The following is a 19,018-nucleotide window of genomic DNA, read 5'->3' as shown; positions in this document are numbered from 1 at the left end:
ATATTAGGTTATTGGATAGGGTAATTTGGCGAGGCTGATGTAAGCCTTTTTAGCTTCTTCAAATCTGTTCTCGTTTTTAAAATTTCCCGAGGCACTAAGGCTTTTATAGATATCCTCCTTGTCAAATATCTGGAAAACTCCTTTTGCTTCCATTTCCTTTTTGTACATGGAATCTTCAGAAGAAATTACTACAGGAATTCCTCTTTCCAGCCAGGCAATAGCAGAGCCGCTTTTGTCAAGTCCATCTATTCTTGTAGTTACTACTCCCAAATTAACTAAAGCCATAGCACGGTTGATAAGGGAAGCATCCAGCGCTCCGGTTTGCCAGTAAGCAGCATTAATATTTTTCGCCATTTTGCCAATTTCCTGCCCCCGTCCATGACCAATAGAAAGAATCCCAATTTGTTTCCCCAATCCTGTTGCAGCTTTCGTTGCCGAAATAAGTAAACCCTCAATATCCATATAACGGTAAACTGTACCAAAAAATCCCAGTATGAGCCAATCCTCTTTTTTATCTGTAACCTGACGAAGACATTTATCTTCTAAAATTCTATTCCATTGCTCATCTGAACCTCTTTTGTCTGTAGGGATATTACTAAAAACGGGAGTCAATTTTGACTGTACACCAATCTTCCTTAAATTTTGTAAGGAGGTTTGGGTGTTCGTAAATACCTCCCGGGGATTTAAGGTAGCGGACAGTTTCCTTATAAAAATTTTCTGAAGACTTCCTAAGATCCTCTCCTTTATTTTAGACTCTTTCGCTGCCCCACACCAAAGTTCATGAAACATTAAATGGAAATGATAATTTCCTAAAGTTTTTCTAAGGTTAAGTAATTCCAGCGGCAAACCATATTTATTAAAACCAAATCCAACATATTGCAAACTCACCCATTCTGGTGAGAAAGAATTAATCCACTCCTCTGCTGTACTTATCTTTTGCCCGCTGTTACAACCTGAAGGAATGCGTAAAACGTAATATTTAATGTTATCATCTGTTCTTTCTTCTATTTTTATTTCCGGAACGAATCGATCATTTAAAGCAATGACACCTGAAGTAAAGCCTTCCTTAGAAAGATTGAATGCAAGTCGGGAAACATAATCGCCAACCCCATCTTTACCTGGCTCCATACCAGGACATATGAATAGTAACCTCATTTATTTTATGATATTCAATAGTCTCCTCATCCCACCTAAGCTAAGGATCTGGCTCCTGTGCCACTTACTAAAGTATATGCTTAGTGCTTCCTTTCTTTTTCCCTTCTTAATGGCCTGCAGTATAGCAACAGGAGCTTTTCGCTTCAGAATAACATTAACAGGATCTGTTTTTCTACTATTTGTAGTTATACCAGCTTGTTGTATAATTTTAAAAGCCTGATATCCTGAATCTGTTCCGTTACGGGCAACAGAGGACTCAGTGATCCTGTACTTCGCGGTATACTCGTTAATAAAGTGTAGTTTAAAACCATGGACACCTAAGCGAAAACCAAAATCAAAATCCCCTGCATGCCCAATTTCATTTTTACTACGATAGTTTATTTTCTCAATTACAGTTCTGTCCACCATATAACAATCATTAGGGAATTGTTGCACCATCCCGGCTTCCAAAGGTGAAAGTTGATTTATACTGTAATGGGAAGTTCTAAAGTAGTAGGCATTCAAATCTTCGGAATGCTTCTCATCAACAGCACCCTTTTCATCAATTATGTACTGTTTGCCATACACTGCCTGTATAGTATCATCAGACTGGAAACATTTAATCATCTCCTCCAGGGCTGTTTCCATTAATAGATCATCATCGTGCAGTAAAACGACTTTTTCTCCGCTGGCATTTTTAAACAATCCATTGACGTTTGCAGCCTGTCCCAGTGAAGGTTCATTCTTGAAGTATCCTATTTTGATTTCTGATGCATTCTTGTAAGTTTCCACCAGCTCTCTTGTTTCGTTATTTGTGGAATCATCGCCTATTAAAATTTCGAAAGGTAAAAATGTTTGGTTAAAACAGGAATCCATCGCTTCTTTTAAAAGATCAGGCCGGTTGTAGGTAGGGATACAAACAGTTACTTTCATAAGTCTTATATTACTGTTAATTTAGATATTTCTTACGCTTCCCGAAGTCCTGCAATGCTGTTGGATAAATATAATAGAAGGTTTATAGAGCCTGAAAGTATACCCATGTATAAAACCCCGGTTAAGGTGGTTATATCGAATAGGAAAACACCCAACAAAATTCCTCCAATATCTGTTGGTATTTCCAGTAAGGGAGTAAATTTTATCCATCCCTTATTAAGATTCACGTTATGAACAATACCAATTAAAAATCCTATTGAACCTCCTATAATCATTAACAGAAGTTCATAAGACAAATTCTGATAACCGGCACCTAGAATCCAAAGGAAAAATTCAGGAAATAAAGCAACTGCCAAAAGAACTATTCCGCATATAACAAGAGAAGCTAAAATAGTCCCTGTATACATATTTCTTAACCTGTTTCCATTATTATTACGTGCAAACGCGGGGGCATAAATACTACGAAACAGTGCCGATATAATGGTAAAAATTAATGAAAATCTTGCCAGGGCACCTATTTCAGCAAGAGATTCTGTTGTGCCAAAAACTCCCAGCAAAAAGATGGAAATTTGTCCTTTAAAAGCAAAAAAGGCTGAATTATGCCAGTTTAGTTTGATGTAATATATAAGGGTCTTTTTATAATCTGCATTTATTTCTGAAATTTCCGCAAACCCCAAACCTTTACTTTTCCTTTTCACATAGAGATAGGAAGACCAGGCACTTAAACTGGTAATTAGGAAAATTACTGCTATTACATAATCCAGATTTAGAAAAAGTAAAATTCCAGCTATACCAATAAACCTCACCACATGTGCTACAAGTTCAGAAATTTGAACTAAAGCAACTTCTTTTTTCAACAACATCGCCGTCCGGAGAAAGGCGGTTTGTACTTCAGGTATTACAATGAGGAGCAGGCACAACAGAAACCAGATTATTCGGCTTATCTCTACCTCTTGCTTATACAAAATATATGCGGCATATCCGCCTACCAGTAAAAACGCTAAGCCAATAATTACAGGAGCAATATGTTTGGCAGTTCTAATAAGGCTCGACATTTTAAGAGTATCATTCCAAATCTCTCCTCCAATTTTCTTAAAACCAATAAATATTGCCGAATTGGATAAGGGCAGAAGCATCCCTTGTATGGTCAACAAAACGGTATAAACGGCATAATCTTCTTTGGAAAGTTCCCGCACCAGGAGTATACTTATAGCAAAACCCATGGCTTTGCCTATCATTTGGGAACCTAAGACCTGCCCTATTGGTTTAAGTGCCGACTTTGTAAAGTATGGACTTATTTGCTCTAATGTAACTCTCAATCTATTATTAATTCTATCATCATTTTGAATGGTTTTCAGAAACTATTTTTGAAAGGCTGCGGCCGGCCGACGATCCATTGCTTTTTTTTGGCCATAACCATAGCCATATGCATAGGCTTCTTTGGTTTTTGTACCATTAAGAACAACCATAGGACGTGTTAATTTATTTTTCTGATAAATATCTTCAATTATCCTAAGTTCAGATTTCTTAGTATAGTCATGCCTTATTACATACACACTTGAATCAACATAGGGAGCTAAAGCATATGCATCGGCCACTTTTCCTATTGGAGCCGAATCTATTATAACAAAATCAAAGCTTTGCTCAAGTTCTTTTATTAAAAATTCTATTTTTGGACTCAACATTAATTCCCCGGCATTAGGCGGAATAGCTCCTGAACCTATATAATATAATCCCTCTATTTCGGGTGAAGGAATTATAATATCTTCTATCTGCAGTTCATTATCTACCAGAAAATCAGTGATACCAAAGTCATCAGAAAGACCTACATCATTCATTAACTTGGGGGCCCTGAGGTCAAAACTCAATACAATAACCTTTTTGCCTGAGCTGGCAAGACTACTTCCCAGGTTTATGCTGAAAAATGTTTTCCCTTCTCCCTGTTTCCCTGAAGTCACAAGAATTGTCTTATTTTTTTTACCTGCAGAGATAAATTTTAGGTTAAACCTGATGAGACGAAAGAGCTCCGCTACTGGGGTGTTATTCTCTTTTTTGGCAACCAAAATTTCCTTCTCTCTATTATTTGCGATTTCTCCTAGAATAGGAACATTAGTGTACTCTTCTATTTCTGAGCGATCCTGAACTTTATCATTTATTTTTTCTTTAGCGTAAACTATCGAAAAGGGAAGAAAAAGTCCAAAAATGAGAGCTCCCAGATAAATAGAAGTTTTGTTTGGGCTAACCGGGTAACTTCCGGCCCTTGGAGCATCAACTATTCTTGTATTGGAAATAGGAGCTGCTAAAGACAAGGCTTCTTCCTCACGTTTTTGTAAAAGATAAAGATAAAGCTCCTGTTTGGTTCCCTGTTCTCTGTTAATAGCTAAAAGTTGCCTTTCTGCAGCCGGAACTTTTCTCACCTGGGACTCATATTGCTGTAAATTCTGCCTTACATTACGCTGGGCAATTACTAATCCATCTTTAATGTTTCTAAGATTCTCGAGGGTACTGGCTCTCAAATCTTTAATTTGCTGGTCTATTTCCACAACCAGAGGATTGTCTTTTGGTGTAGTACGCAGTAAACTTCTTCTTCTTAATTGAAGTTCATTTAATCTCGAAATGAGATTTACAAGCGTTGGATCTTCAATATTAAGTGTACTTGGGACTGTGGGAGCATTATCGCCTTGTTGCGCAAGATAAGTTTCAATAGAATTTAAAACATCTATTTGGGTTTGATAATCTGCCAGTTGCTGATTTGATTGGCTTGCCCGCTGTAAATAAAGCTCAGCATCTGAGCTCACATTAGTGAGTTCATTTCTCTGCTTATAATTTTCCACATTTTTCTCCACACTAGTAAGTTCTTCTGTAAGCATGGCCAGCCGCTCATCTATCATATTTATAGTATTGTGAGCAAGTTCATTATGGTAAAAAATGGACTTTTCTGTATAGGCCTTAATTAAATTTTCCATAATAAGTTTTCCTCTTTGAGGAAAAGGATCGGTTAAACTTAAAAACAAAAGACTTCCTGTGTCATTTACAGGTTCTACTGAAAGATTACCTGTGTAATAATCAGCAAGACCTTCCACACTATTAAATGTCACATAAATATTATCTTTAACAGATGCAACAGGGACTTCTTCATTACGGTTAACAGTAAAAGTACCGTATGGTTTTTGAATAAGCTCGCCAAACTGATAGACAGAAGATGTTCCATGCTCTCCATCATTTATTTCGGCTAGCACAAAACTATTATTATCTTTTATTTGTACGCTAAGGAAAGTTTGAGGCAACAGATAAGAAGAATCAGCCCTATTAATGCGTATTGGAAGATTGCCGGAATAGACTTCAACACCATCAAATTTTCCCTCTACGTAATATTTTACCTGCAGGTCCATTTGCTTAATTACTTTTTCCATTAATCCTGCAGAACGCAAAATACCAATTTCATCTTCTATATTCCTGGATGGTTTTATAAGCCCCAAATCTCCAAAAGATTCTCCACCTCCTGATGCGCCTTCTCCTTTATCTTTGTCTTTAATTAGAATGGTACTGCTAATTTGGTACTCTGGCACTGCCTTGTATCTTAGATACCAGAAAGCCAAACCTATACAAATACATAAACCTATTAAAAACAGATACCAATACTTTAAATATCCGGAAACTACAGTGCGGATATTTTTTCCTTCAGTTTTCCCTGCCATACTAGCTCGATTCATAATATTATTAATTTAAATTAAGTAGAATTAGGGAACCTACAGAGATAAGAGATAATATTAGAGAAATATTACTCCTGGTTAAACTAGCCTCCTCTTTTTTAGATTTTACTGGCTCAACATAAACTACATCATTAGGCCCTAAATAATAATAAGGCGAATTAAGAACTTCTTTTTTGTTCAAATTTAGCCTCACGGCCTGCCTAACTCCTTCTGATTCTTTAATTAGTAAAACATTATCTCTCTTTCCATAAACGGTTAAATCTCCTGCCATTCCTAATGCTTCTATAATGCTTATTCTTTCTGAAGGGATTATAAAAGTTGATGGGTTGTTGACTTCCCCAATTACTGTAATCCTGTAATTAGCATATCTGACGGAAATTATAGGATCCCCCAGATACTTCGAAAGAAGATTAGTAAGTTTATCTTTAACTGCTGACTTTGTAAGGCCTGCAACTTCGATTGCTCCTACTACTGGAAAATCTATATAGCCATTATTATCTACCAGATAACCATCCGTAACAGATGCTGATGCGTTCCCAACATCACCTGGGGAATTTCTATTGAAAGGAATATTTGCTTCAGGGTTTAGGCTCGTTACCTGTATATTTAAAATATCATTGGGCTGTATAACAGGCTCTTTGATTATTGAAGAAACGTCTTCAACAGTTACCACTTCCTTGTCTGAAAAATCACTAAAATAAGTAAGATTTCTGGGGCCTGAACAGGAAAAAACAAATGGTAATATCAGGAAAAAAAGTTTTTTTGAATTCATATTAAAAATTAGATTCGGTTTTTATTGATTGTTAGTTGTAGAGAAAATTTTAATGAAAAGAAATGAGCGTTTTAGTAGGCTTTCTCCTCTCCTTTTACTGCATTTAAAATGGTTTGATAAATAATGCTTAAATCCAGTAAGAGTGACCATTTTTCAAGATAAAATATATCCAGCCTTACCCGATTTACAATATCGGCTTTTTGAATAATTTCTCCTCTGTATCCTTTAACCTGGGCGAGGCCGGTAATTCCCGGTTTGGCAAAATGCCTTACTAGATATTTATCTACAGAAGAACCATATTCTGTTGTATGCCTTTGCATATGGGGCCTGGGGCCCACAACGCTCATATGCCCAAGAAATACATCTATAAACTGAGGAAGTTCATCTATACTGGTTTTCCGTAGAAACTTTCCAATTTTTGTTACCCGTGCATCATTTTTGGTAGCCATAGTGGTATGAGCATCACTACTAACAGTCATAGATCTAAACTTATGGCACCAAAACACCTTACAATTCACGCCATTGCGCTGTTGTTTAAAATATAAAGGGCCGGGTGATTCCAATTTTATAAGGATATATAAAATTGGAGTTATCCAGGATAACAGAAACAGGATAACCAATGAAGAGAAAACCACATCAAACGCTCTTTTTACAGTTCGCGCATATTGCCCTTCAATAGGAGTCCTTCTCATATTTAGAACCGGCACATTATCATACAGCTCTATAGACATCGCCCTTGTAAAAATCTCTTTATTATCAGGAATGATCTTTAGCTTCTTTAAATTGTTATCAGCAAAAGTGATAAGGTTTCTCAATTCGTCCTGGCTAAGTTTAGATACCATACAATAAATTTCATCCACCTGGTTATTTAATGCATACTGAAAACAATTTTCTATTGCTCCAAGATAAGTAGGGCTTGTTGACGGACTATTATCAAAATATCCCATATATCGATAGCCAAGATCCGGTTCATCAAAAACCTTTCTTATCTTTTTCAGATTTTTATCTCTCCCTACCACCATTACATTTCTAAAATTACCGCCTTCCAGCCGGTACCTGCTTCTCATCCAATAAAACATCCAGCGGTAGAGGAAAAGCAAAAGACAAATGATGAAGTATACAGAAATATGATAATTAAAAGAATAAAACTCTTGCTGCATGGCTCCCAAAAGCGCAAAATAAGCTAGGCCATAAACCATATATAGCTGGAGCAGTTTTGGAAAGTTGGTCATAAACCGCTCTTTTCTGCCGGTGGGATAAAAATCCAGGCTATAAGTAATCAGGAGCCAGGAGAAATTGTAGTATAAAATGTAATTTAAATTCAAATATATTTCCGGAATAAGCAAAAAGAGGCAGCCATTGATTATCAGCAAATGGATAACAATGGAAATCGGTATAATAAAAACTGACTTCTGCATTTTTAAGAAACTTATCATTAAGAAGTTGGTATTAGCAGCTAATTCCGGTGCTTTTTTCTTTTATTTCCTGGCTGTACCAATTGTAAACACGGCCTATACCTTCCTGCAATTCTACTTTATATTTCCAACCGAGGCTTTGTAATTTTGATACATCTGTGAGTTTTTTGAGCGTGCCATCTGGCTTTTCTGTATCAAAGGAAAATTCCACATTAGCATTAAGTACTTCCCTAACAAGAAAGGCTAAATCCTTAACAGATATATCCTGTCCTGTACCTATATTTAAATGAGTATTTCTTATTTGATTTTGCCGCGTGCTGCCCGTGCCCGCTGTAGAAACGAGATCCCCAAAATCACAGTTTTCCATAATATACACGCAGGCGTCAGCCATATCTTCACTCCATAGAAATTCTCTCATCGCTTTGCCTGTTCCCCATACTTCAACTGCAATACCCGATTCAGACTCTGTTGATCGATACACTCCGTGTTGTGCTAAAATTTGTACAATCTGGTCCCTGGGAGATTCTCCCGTAATTCCATTTACCGGACGGGTATTTAAATCGTTTCTGATGACATCCCAATTATCTTTTGCCAAAGCATCGCCCAGGTGTATCTTTCTAATTAAAGCTGGCAGCACATGTGATTTCTCCAAATCAAAATTATCATTAGGGCCATACAGATTTGTTGGCATAACTGATATAAAATTTGTACCATATTGAAGATTGTAACTTTCGCACAATTTTATTCCGGCAATTTTCGCTATGGCATATGGCTCGTTTGTGTATTCAAGAACATCTGTTAAAAGATATTCCTCTTTCATAGGCTGCGGAGCATTCTTAGGATATATACAGGTACTGCCAAGGAACATCAGCTTCTTAACATCATTTAAATAGCTCTGGTGAACCACATTGTTCTGGATCATCAAATTATCGTAAATAAATTCTCCACGGTAACTATTATTAGCTATAATTCCTCCTACTTTGGCCGCTGCCAGAAATACGTATTCTGGCTTTTCAGAAGAAAAGAAAGCGGCTACAGCATCTTGATTAGTCAAATCCAATTCACGGTGGGTCCTGGTAATAAGGTTGTTATACCCTCTGGATTTTAAAGCGGCAAGAATTGCGCTACCAACTAAACCCCTGTGCCCGGCAATATATATTCTGGATTGCTTTTGCATCTTATCTTTTCATTGTGTGACAGCAATTAATTTCTACTATTCATAATAATTATAAGTATCATAGCCCCCGGTTTGCAGATGTTTATCCTTTTGCATTAACTTCACATCCCACTCCATCATTTCACTTACCAGGGCCTTTAAATCATATTCAGGAATCCACCCCAATTTTGTCCTGGCTTTTGTAGCATCTCCAATCAATAAATCTACCTCAGTAGGTCTAAAGTACTTAGGATCTACTGCCAATACCTCTTTACCTGCTTTCAGCTGAAATTCAGGATTAGAACAGGATTTAACATATGCCTTTTCATTGACCCCTTCTCCTTTATATTCCAATTCTATACCCACTTCAGCAAAAGCCATCCGAACAAATTCCCGCACGGGAGTGGTTTTACCTGTTGCTATTACCCAATCTTCAGGTTTATCTGCCTGTAAGATCATCCACATCATTCTAACATAATCCCTGGCATGTCCCCAGTCCCTTTGGGCATCGAGGTTTCCGAGGTACAACTTCTCCTGTAGCCCTAATGCTATACGTGATGCCGCACGGGTTATTTTACGGGTAACAAAGGTTTCTCCCCTTAATGGTGATTCGTGGTTAAAAAGAATTCCGTTGCATGCGAACATGTTATAAGCTTCCCTGTAATTTACAGTTATCCAGTATCCATACATCTTAGCTACAGCATAAGGGCTCCTGGGGTAAAACGGGGTGGTTTCAGATTGTGGAACTTCCTGAACTTTTCCATACAGCTCTGAAGTGGACGCCTGGTAAATACGGGTTTTATTTTCTAAACCTAATAACCTTACCGCATCCAAAATACGAAGGGTTCCCAGGCCATCAGCGTTTCCGGTATATTCAGGAGTTTCAAAAGAAACCTGTACATGGCTCATCGCTGCAAGGTTGTAAATTTCATCCGGCTGTATTACCTGAATAAGTCTGATAAGGTTAGTACTATCTGTCATGTCTCCATAATGCAGGATAAAGTTCCTGTTTTCCACATGTGGGTCCTGGTAAAGATGGTCCACCCTGTCAGTATTAAATAAAGAGGCACGTCGTTTGAGTCCATGGACGATATATCCTTTACTTAAAAGGAACTCGCTTAAATAAGCACCATCCTGGCCGGTCACTCCGGTAATAAAAGCTGTTTTCATGTTGTTAGTTTATTGGCTAGAATACTTTCCTATAGATTATGTTCTAAACAAGTAATCTTATAGAAAAGGTTTTGAAGTTAATTATAAGTTTTAAACCCTCTAATCTGCGGAATCAGGTAGTGAGGTATTTTCCTTCCCACTTTAAAAAAGAGGGTGAATAAGCCCATCAAATTATGTTTCTTAATAATCTCCATATCTTCCAGGGATTTCTGTTTCTGCAATCTCATGGTGGTACTCTTACCCCCCAACCGCATTTTCACTATCCATTGATCAAGGTAGTATTTCTTTATCTTATCATTTTTGAACCACCTAAGAGAAATTTCGTAATCACTGGCTATATTGTAGTGCTGATCATACAAACCATATTTTTCATAAATCTCCCTTCGCACATAAATAGTGGGATGTAAAGGAATCCAACCAAAAAATAAATAATTTTTTCTAAATGGATCTGAAGGATAAATACGTTTAACATCAAATATATTCTTTTGATCTACAAAAATTCCTTTGCCGTAAAGAAGATCTGCACCAGAACTGCGGAAATTATCAACAATTTTTTCAATAGTATCGGTCTTGTACAAAAAATCATCAGAGTTTAGGATACCTATTATATCTCCTGTGCTTTTTTTTATTCCTTTGTTTAAGGCATCATAAAGGCCATTATCTTTCTCGGAAACATAATAGGCGATATCCTTCAGAAAAGGATCAATTATTGATTGAGTTCCATCTGTGGATCCTCCGTCAATAACAATATACTCTATATCAGCATACGTTTGGCTAAGGACTGACTGAATGCAGTCTTTTATACAATCTACATTATTGTACACTACGGTAATTAATGATACTTTCATCTTTTTGAGGATCAAATTATACGTAGTAGGAAAGGGTGGCAGATTGTAGGGGCTTTACTGACTGCCTGGGAGCCATTGAATTAATTGAGCTGCTAAGTAAGAGCCTTTCTTTTTTGCCCCAGAAGGGCATCAAAGTACTGGATTGTTTTGTACAAACCTTCCCTTAGCTCGATTCGCGGCTCCCAGCCGTTTAATTCTTTTTTTGCCAAACTAATATCTGGCTGCCTTTGCTTAGGATCATCCTGTGGGAGGGATTTAAAGCTTAGCTTAGAAGTAGAACCCGTAAGGTCCAGCACCGCCTCTGCCAGCTCCAGCATTGTAAATTCATTCTGATTACCAATGTTTACCGGACCTGTAAAATTCTCTGTTGCCATCATACGAACCATTCCTTCAACAAGATCGTCTACATATTGAAAGCTTCTCGTTTGCTGACCGTTCCCGAAGATTGTAATATCTTCTCCTTTTAAAGCCTGTACAATAAAGTTTGAAACCACCCGCCCGTCATCAGGATTCATGTTGGGGCCATAGGTATTAAAAATACGCACAATTTTAACATCAACGTTATTTTGATGATGATAATCCATAAATAATGTTTCTGCACATCTCTTCCCTTCATCATAACAGGACCGAGGCCCGATTGGATTAACATTCCCCCAATAAGTTTCCGTCTGGGGATGTACTTCAGGATCTCCGTACACCTCACTCGTGCTTGCCTGTAGCACCTTTGCTTTTACCCTCTTTGCCAGGCCCAGCATGTTAATTGCTCCCATAACGGAAGTTTTTATGGTTTTAATGGCATTGTACTGATAATGCACCGGGGAAGCAGGGCAGGCAAGATTATAAATTTCATCTACTTCAATCATAAACGGATTGGTAACATCATGGCGGATTAATTCGAAGTATGGATTCTCCATTAAAGGAACAATGTTTTTTTTGCTGCCGGTAAAGTAGTTATCAAGGCAGATAACTTCATTTCCCTCCTTAAGGAGCCTTTTACAAAGATGAGAACCTATAAAGCCCGCACCTCCAGTTACTAATATTCTTTTCATTTATTCTTTGGTTTTATAAGAAGAAAAAATTTCCGAATCGCAGAAAGAACATCAGGATTGGAAATATCAAATAAGTAGTTGTAACTACCTTACAAGGTCAGGATGATACTGTTCCAGATAGGAGTAAACTGCCTTTACGTCCTGGGAAGCAGATTTAGACACAATAAGATTTGCGTCTTTTGTAGAAATGAGAATGCAATTATTTACACCTACAAAGAATGTAGGTTTTGCTTCTCCAATTTGCATATTTTGATTAGCGTCAAGAACATAACCGTTTGCTCTAAAATATTCATATACGGCTTCAAATGATCCCATGTCACTCCATTCGAATTTTGCCGGAACCACTTTTATTCTTTCGCTCCTTTCCATTACCGCATAGTCCACGCTTATTGATGGTATTTCCATGGAAGCTTCCAGATGAAGGAATCCCTCATCGGCTTGTTCCCAGGCCTGCAATGATTTGTCATAGACCTCAGGAGCATACTTCTTTAGTTCATTAAGAAACACACTTGCTTTAAAACAAAACATACCGCTGTTCCATAAAAATTTACCAGATTCCAAAAAAGCCTTCGCATGCTCTATATCTGGCTTTTCTCTAAAGGAGATTACGTTGTCACCATCAAATTCAATGTAACCATAACCAGTCTCCGGGGTCAAAGGTTCTATCCCAAAGGTAACAAGGTAATCATCTTTTGCCAGCAGAATTGCATTTTCCACTGCTTTGGAATAAGCTTCTCCTTCCTGTATGATATGATCAGCAGGTGTCACCAGCAAAATATCATCAGGTCTGGCGGCAAAAGCAGCAAAAGCAATGGCCGGAGCAGTATTTCTTGGAGTCGCTTCCACTATATTGATAATATTTTCACAATCTGTTTTAGCAAGGATTTTTTCTGAAAGCATCTTATTGCCACTGTTACCAACTACAATGAGTTCCTGACAAAAAAGCCTGTTTCTTTCCAAAGCAAGCTGAAACAAAGATTTTTCTGAAAAAATTTCAAGATATTGCTTGGGTTTGGATTGTCTGGACAACGGCCATAGCCTGCTTCCAACTCCTCCGGTTAGTAGTACATGTGAAATTCCTGCCATATAAGATAAATTAAAATTTTAAGCCAAATGAATCCAGTTGCACCAAAAGTATTCAGGGGAAAAAAAGTGGGCGTTATCGATTCTGAAAGAGAATTTAGCTGGCCAGGGCAGTATTATCTGCCATAACTTTTATCGGCTGAGGTTTACCTATGCTTTTTAGTACAAAACCTATCCTCAACATTTCCTTGACATCAAGTAAGTTTCGACCATCGAAAACAAAGGCGGGTTTCAACATATTTTCATATATTTTTTCCCAGTCATATTCTACAAATTCCTCCCACTCTGTAAGGATTGCAATGGCATGGGCATCTTTGCAGGCATCATAGGGATCATTAGAAACTTTTAAATTCTTACGATTAGCTTCCTTGCTTCTAGTGTTGAGGTAATCTAAATCACTATAAACCTGATCTTTTTCAACTTTCGGATCATAAACAACAATTTCCGCTTCCTCATTTAAAAGATGATCAGCAACGTATATAGCAGCAGATTCCCGTGTATCATTGGTGTCCTTTTTAAAAGACCATCCAAGGACAGCGATTTTTTTTCCTGACACAGTATTGAACAAAGTTTTAATAATATTATCAGCAAATCTTCTCTTTTGATGATCATTCATTATAATTACCTGCTCCCAGTAATCGGCAACTTCATCCAATCCAAAAGACTTTGCAATATATACGAGATTCAAAATATCTTTTTGAAAACAAGACCCTCCAAATCCTACTGAAGATTTGAGAAATTTTGAACCTATTCTGGAATCCATCCCAAGTGCTTTAGCAACTTCATTAACATCTGCCCCGGTTTTTTCACAAAGTTCAGACATGGCATTTATACTCGACACCCGTTGAGCAAGAAAAGCGTTGGCGGTAAGCTTTGAAAGCTCTGAAGACCAGACATTTGTTGTCAATATTCTTTTTTCAGGAACCCATCTTGCGTAAACATTGCAAAGCGCCTTTACAGCCTCCAAACCTTCCTCAGTATCTATATCTCCTCCAATCAATACCCGATCTGGATTTAAAAGATCCTGAACAGCCGTTCCTTCTGCCAAAAATTCAGGATTAGACAGGATTTGATATTTTACCCCATTTCCGGTATTATAAAGAATATCCTTAAGGGCAGCCGCAGTACGTACAGGAAGAGTAGATTTCTCAATTATAATTTTGTCATCCTTTGCTATACAAGCAATCTGTCTGGCACATAATTCTATCCATTTTAGGTCTGCAGCCATTCCCTTTCCTATCCCATAGGTCTTTGTTGGAGTATTTACAGAAATAAATATCATCTCGGCTTTATCTATCGCACCGTCAACGTCTGTGGAAAAGAAAAGATTCCTTCCTCTTGCTTCAGCAACAATATCAGATAATCCTGGCTCATATATAGGAATGTTATTTACATTTTCATGATTCCAGGCAGAAATACGTTTCTCATTAATATCTACAACGGTAACATTAATATCAGGACATTTTTGAGCTATAACTGCCATGGTTGGCCCACCAACATAACCTGCTCCAATACAACAAATGTTTTTTATTTCCATAATTACATGCTTTATTTAAAGATTTTTCACTGGACCTTTCACGGCTTCGCCGCAGTAACTCCCAATGTGGATTACTGAATTTTTGAAGATTGAAAAGCCAGGCATTTTTGCGCAAATTCAGGTCTTGGTTTTCACCCTCAATTGCTTTAAATAAAAGTATAATATTTTTTCAATTAGCTTTTCCTGAGCAACTTCTTCAAATAATAAAAATCAAATTTTCCGGAATAATTTTTAACACAATTGATTTAACGCTATGTTTTATTCAAAAAAAAAGGCCTTTCAATGAGAAAAGATTAACAAAAGGAAGCGCTGTATCATAAAAAAGAAAAAAATTCAATCACTTCAGTAATGTTAAAATTGAGTTAAATAAAGACCGCAAGAATTCTGTTAAAATTTTGCTCGATAAACTGTTCATTTCTGTCTGTCAGGTACATGAAAAATGGAGAATATTTAAAATTGAAAGTGGCCAGAATATTTGATTTCAGGTGAAAAACGTCAGAAAAGAGAAACATGAATGCTAAAACAGGAGGAAATTTCTTGAATTAACCTCAGAAAATCACTTCTAGTTTTAGAACATGAGATGCGAAGAGTTGAATTATCGGAAACTATAATTAGTTGGACACCACTTAGGAAATTCCTCAAAGTAGGAAATTATTGAAATTTCCGATTTAGTTTTTGAAGGAAAGAAATTTTGTAGAGGAAATTGACGGTCGGGTTCCCAGTTAAATAGTGCAACAATTCTTTAACTTCAAGTATTCGCAAAAAGGCACCCTCCAAGCTTTAGCACATAGAATAAAAGTGCCTCTGTTTTAACGGGAACATGTAATATCTAATCAAATGGATTTTCTTAAAGCTTTGGGTCTTAGAAATAGCATCCTCTGCCACTTCTTCTTCCAGGATTGGCTTCGCTGTCAAATAACTTAAAGCTTAAACTTAAAAGGATCTGATTAAGGCGGGAGTCAGTGAAATTTGCCCTGTTAACACCAAACTGGCTATTAACGATGTCAACATCCTGATTTTGTTCTGAAGAAAGGGTCCTGTCATATCTGAAGTCTATTTCAAACCTGCCAAAGCCTGCTTTAACTCCAAGATGAGCTGATAAAGGGCTATTTTGCGCAACTACTTCAGAATTATTTAATTCATTCCCTTGCAGAGTAGCATTAATAATATTTGTATAAGCGGGACCTGCATATACATCTACTGGGCCAAAGATATTATATCCTATAAGAAGCGGGATGCTTAATTTATCTACAGCATAAACAGAAGGCCGTGTAGGGAAATCGAATTCGGTCTCAATAGTATTGTAGATCGCTTCAGGCCGGACAAGAAATTTTCCAAACCTAATTTCAAAGAATGCTCCCCCGTGGAAACCAATATTTGATTCAGCCTGGAAAGTATCTCCATTAAACCCTCCATTGGGAATTCCTGTTAATTCTCCTCCCATGGCACGGTTAATACCTGCTTTTAATCCGAAACTATATTCCTGCGCTTGCAGATTGCTTAGAGTAACTGAAGCGAAAAGAACAAATAAGAAGTACTTGATCATATTGTAGATTTATAGGGTGAAGTCTTTGCGGGTAAATATATTAATTATATAAACAAACTACTCTGGCTCCTAATATTTTTAACGACAAAAAATCCTATTAATTATATAGAAGTAGAAAAGCACCCAATTTAGAGGTGCTTCTTAACATTCCGTAATATCTTTATGAAGTCATTACAGTAGGATTCCTACTCATCCCCTTCCACATCTCCATTCCAGTTCATAAATCCCCCCGCCAGATTATAGGTTTTGGCGTACCCCATCTGGTCCAGAATATTACATGCCTGGGCACTTCGCTTTCCTGAACGGCAGTAGATATAGTAATTTTTATCCTTGTCAAGCTTTTCCACTTCATCTACAAAACCCTGTCCTTTATATATATCAATATTTTTAGATCCGGGAATGTATCCTTCATCCACTTCTTCTTCAGTTCTTACATCAAGAATAAAAGAATCTTTATCTTTTTCTAATTTTTCTCTCCACTCTTCCTGTGATAGCTCTATCATTTTTTTCCTTTTTTAAATGAAGAATAAAAATAAGAAAGTTAGCGGAATCCGCTTTAATTTTTCAAATACTTTTAAAGAATCTAAAACTGAAAATTTAACATTAATTTTTATATGAATTATAAAGAACAGCTGTATATTTGTACATACAAATGTTGTAAGAACATGAACGTAGAGAAAATTTTAAAAACAAATAAGCCGCTGCCTAAAAAAAAGAAGCTTGTCATTAATATGATGCTGGCCACTACTGAGGCTAATTCTATGGTGGCAGATGCGCTTAAACCTTTTGAAATTTCTACTCAGCAATTTAATGTTCTTAGAATTTTACGGGGGCAGCAGGGAAAACCTGCCAATCTCAATACCATCCAGGAGAGGATGGTTAACAAAATGAGCAACACAACCAGACTGGTGGATAAGCTCCTGGATAAAAAATTGGCAGATCGCTGCATTTGTGCTGAAAACAGGCGAAAAGTGGAAATAGCAATAACTAAAAAAGGATTAGATCTTCTTAAAGATATAGACCCCGTGATCGAAAGTACTGAAGATAAAATTACCGAGAATTTAACCGAGCCCGAAATCGAACAGCTAAACCAGCTGCTTGAAAAGATGAGAAAATAAAAAATTTTATATAAACAATTGTATATACAACTATTATGGATACATATATCGAGAACCTTGAATGGCGTTATGCCACAAAAAAATTTGATCAAACCAGGAAAATAGAAGCAAAGGACCTGGAAAAGCTTCTTAAAAGCATTCAACTTTCCGCTTCGTCTTATGGCATGCAGCCTTATGAAGTCCTGGTAGTAAAAGATCCGGAAATGCGGCAAAAACTTCAGCCTGTGGCATTCAATCAATCTCAAATCACTGAAGCCTCACATTTAATAGTTTTCGCAAGCCTCACCTCCATTTCCGAAGAACATGTGGATGCATATTTGGATAACATCAGTAAAATTCGGGATATACAGGTTGAAAAGTTAAACGGCTTTAAAGACATGCTGGCAAATACCGTTCTTAAGCAATCTGCTTCAGATCAAAAAGCCTGGGCAGAAAAACAGGCATATATCGCCCTCGGCAACCTGCTCTCTGCCGCGGCAAATTACAAGATTGATGCCTGCCCGATGGAAGGTTTTGATGCCGTAAAGTTTAACGAGATCCTCGGTTTAAAAGAAAAAGGCTTGTCTGCAACGGTGATTGCAACCATCGGCTACAGAAGCGAAAAGGATGTGGCCCAGCATGCCAAAAAAGTCAGGAAAAACGAAAAACAATTATTTCACCATATATAACTCTTCTTCAACATTACAATAGAGGAAACGAACAATATTAATTAGTAAAACAATCACTTAATTTATAATATCATGAGAAAAGAAGTAAATTCAGAACAAAGCAACGTCATTTGGAAAGGAAAAAAACTGGCTGGCTCTCATACTGGAACAATTAACCTCAAAGAAGGCTATTTCGAACTTCAGGATAATGAACCTGTTGGAGGCGAATTTCTAATAGATATGCCTTCAATTACCGTTACAGATCTTTCCGGAGACAGTAAAAATCAACTGGAAGGACACCTTAAAAACGATGATTTTTTCGCCGTAGATACATATCCTACTGCGAAACTTACCATCAAGAATGTGGTTAAGAAAGATAATGGCAATTACGGGATGTTAGGTGATCTTACCATTAAAGAAAACACACATCCGGTGACTTTTGAGCAGGAATGGAATGGAGATGCAGCTTTTGCAAAGGTGGTTATCGACCGGACCAAATACAATGTGCGATATGGTTCAGGTAGTTTTTTCTCTAATCTTGGAGATAATACCATTCACGATAATTTTGAACTTGACGTGGAATTAAAATTTTAAACTCCTTCAGAAAATAGCTTATTTTCAGGAGAGGCTGTCAAAAAACCATGTTTGGCAGCCTCTTTTTATGAACTAAAAGAAGAAAAATGTTTGCCGTTTAAAATTTCATCTTTATATTTGAGGCAATGAAAATTTTTACTGTACATACTTGGTGGTGGAACAATTTACGTCAACAGTCGTGAAGTTGCATTGCTATAGTATAAATCCATACAAAGGCTTGTCTCACGACAAGCCTTTTTTTATTAATAAAATGGCCATTTCCGCGAGAGCGGAAATCTGAAAAAGAAGGAAAGCTGCAAATTT

17 protein-coding genes are annotated in these 19,018 nt (G+C 37.1%); 3 read left to right on the top strand and 14 right to left on the bottom strand.

Annotated elements, in window-relative coordinates; translation table 11 throughout:
• Nucleotides 1-3 precede the first annotated feature (3 nt).
• The 14 genes from RM553_RS06620 to RM553_RS06555 form a co-directional block, all read right to left on the bottom strand.
• The gene (locus RM553_RS06620; protein ID WP_311534169.1) at nt 4-1,155 is read right to left on the bottom strand and encodes a hypothetical protein; all 1,152 of its coding nucleotides are present in this window, start codon (nt 1,153-1,155) and stop codon (nt 4-6) included.
• Nucleotides 1,156-2,067 (bottom strand): glycosyltransferase family 2 protein, encoded by a 912-nt coding sequence (locus tag RM553_RS06615; protein WP_311534168.1) that lies wholly within the window; start codon nt 2,065-2,067, stop codon nt 1,156-1,158.
• A gap of 32 nt (nt 2,068-2,099) precedes the next feature.
• Nucleotides 2,100-3,386, bottom strand: a complete 1,287-nt coding sequence (locus RM553_RS06610; protein WP_311534167.1) for a lipopolysaccharide biosynthesis protein — start codon at nt 3,384-3,386, stop codon at nt 2,100-2,102.
• Nucleotides 3,387-3,428: 42 nt separating this feature from the next.
• A complete protein-coding gene (locus RM553_RS06605) occupies nt 3,429-5,780 on the bottom strand; it encodes a GumC family protein (RefSeq protein ID WP_311534166.1) in 2,352 nt (783 codons plus the stop codon).
• 7 nt (nt 5,781-5,787) lie between these two features.
• A complete protein-coding gene (locus RM553_RS06600; protein ID WP_311534165.1) occupies nt 5,788-6,552 on the bottom strand; it encodes a polysaccharide biosynthesis/export family protein in 765 nt (254 codons plus the stop codon).
• A 71-nt stretch (nt 6,553-6,623) separates the two neighbouring features.
• A complete protein-coding gene (locus RM553_RS06595) occupies nt 6,624-7,970 on the bottom strand; it encodes an exopolysaccharide biosynthesis polyprenyl glycosylphosphotransferase (RefSeq protein ID WP_311534164.1) in 1,347 nt (448 codons plus the stop codon).
• Between the two features lie 31 nt (nt 7,971-8,001).
• Nucleotides 8,002-9,144, bottom strand: a complete 1,143-nt coding sequence (locus RM553_RS06590) for a GDP-L-fucose synthase family protein (protein ID WP_311534163.1) — start codon at nt 9,142-9,144, stop codon at nt 8,002-8,004.
• 36 nt (nt 9,145-9,180) lie between these two features.
• A complete protein-coding gene (gmd, locus tag RM553_RS06585) occupies nt 9,181-10,293 on the bottom strand; it encodes a GDP-mannose 4,6-dehydratase (protein WP_311534162.1) in 1,113 nt (370 codons plus the stop codon).
• A gap of 77 nt (nt 10,294-10,370) precedes the next feature.
• Nucleotides 10,371-11,141, bottom strand: a complete 771-nt coding sequence (locus RM553_RS06580) for a glycosyltransferase family 2 protein (RefSeq protein ID WP_311534161.1) — start codon at nt 11,139-11,141, stop codon at nt 10,371-10,373.
• Between the two features lie 92 nt (nt 11,142-11,233).
• Nucleotides 11,234-12,190 carry a UDP-glucuronic acid decarboxylase family protein gene (locus tag RM553_RS06575; protein ID WP_311534160.1) on the bottom strand — a complete coding sequence of 319 codons (957 nt, stop codon included), beginning with the start codon at nt 12,188-12,190 and terminating at the stop codon, nt 11,234-11,236.
• Between the two features lie 84 nt (nt 12,191-12,274).
• Nucleotides 12,275-13,276 carry a mannose-1-phosphate guanylyltransferase gene (locus RM553_RS06570; protein ID WP_311534159.1) on the bottom strand — a complete coding sequence of 334 codons (1,002 nt, stop codon included), beginning with the start codon at nt 13,274-13,276 and terminating at the stop codon, nt 12,275-12,277.
• Nucleotides 13,277-13,370: 94 nt separating this feature from the next.
• Entirely contained in the window at nt 13,371-14,810 is a 1,440-nt protein-coding gene (locus RM553_RS06565) for a nucleotide sugar dehydrogenase (RefSeq protein WP_311534158.1), read from the bottom strand.
• Between the two features lie 862 nt (nt 14,811-15,672).
• Complete coding sequence (locus RM553_RS06560) at nt 15,673-16,356, bottom strand: outer membrane beta-barrel protein (protein ID WP_311534157.1); 684 nt, start codon at nt 16,354-16,356, stop codon at nt 15,673-15,675.
• A gap of 185 nt (nt 16,357-16,541) precedes the next feature.
• Nucleotides 16,542-16,859 (bottom strand): rhodanese-like domain-containing protein, encoded by a 318-nt coding sequence (locus RM553_RS06555; RefSeq protein WP_311534156.1) that lies wholly within the window; start codon nt 16,857-16,859, stop codon nt 16,542-16,544.
• A gap of 162 nt (nt 16,860-17,021) precedes the next feature.
• On the opposite strand from RM553_RS06555, the gene RM553_RS06550 reads away from it, so the two are divergent.
• The 3 genes from RM553_RS06550 (at nt 17,022) to RM553_RS06540 (ending at nt 18,715) form a co-directional block, all read left to right on the top strand.
• On the top strand, nt 17,022-17,474 hold the full coding sequence (locus RM553_RS06550; RefSeq protein WP_311534155.1) for a MarR family winged helix-turn-helix transcriptional regulator: 453 nt from the start codon (nt 17,022-17,024) through the stop codon (nt 17,472-17,474).
• Between the two features lie 35 nt (nt 17,475-17,509).
• Complete coding sequence (locus RM553_RS06545) at nt 17,510-18,142, top strand: NAD(P)H-dependent oxidoreductase (RefSeq protein ID WP_311534154.1); 633 nt, start codon at nt 17,510-17,512, stop codon at nt 18,140-18,142.
• Between the two features lie 72 nt (nt 18,143-18,214).
• The gene (locus RM553_RS06540; RefSeq protein WP_311534153.1) at nt 18,215-18,715 is read left to right on the top strand and encodes a YceI family protein; all 501 of its coding nucleotides are present in this window, start codon (nt 18,215-18,217) and stop codon (nt 18,713-18,715) included.
• Nucleotides 18,716-19,018: the final 303 nt, after the last annotated feature.

Origin of the sequence: Autumnicola tepida, from assembly GCF_031846485.1 — a bacterium.
GTDB classification, from domain to species: Bacteria; Bacteroidota; Bacteroidia; order Flavobacteriales; family Flavobacteriaceae; genus Autumnicola; species Autumnicola tepida.
Note: the sequence above shows the minus strand (reverse complement) of the source record. Positions and strands in the feature narration are given on the sequence as shown.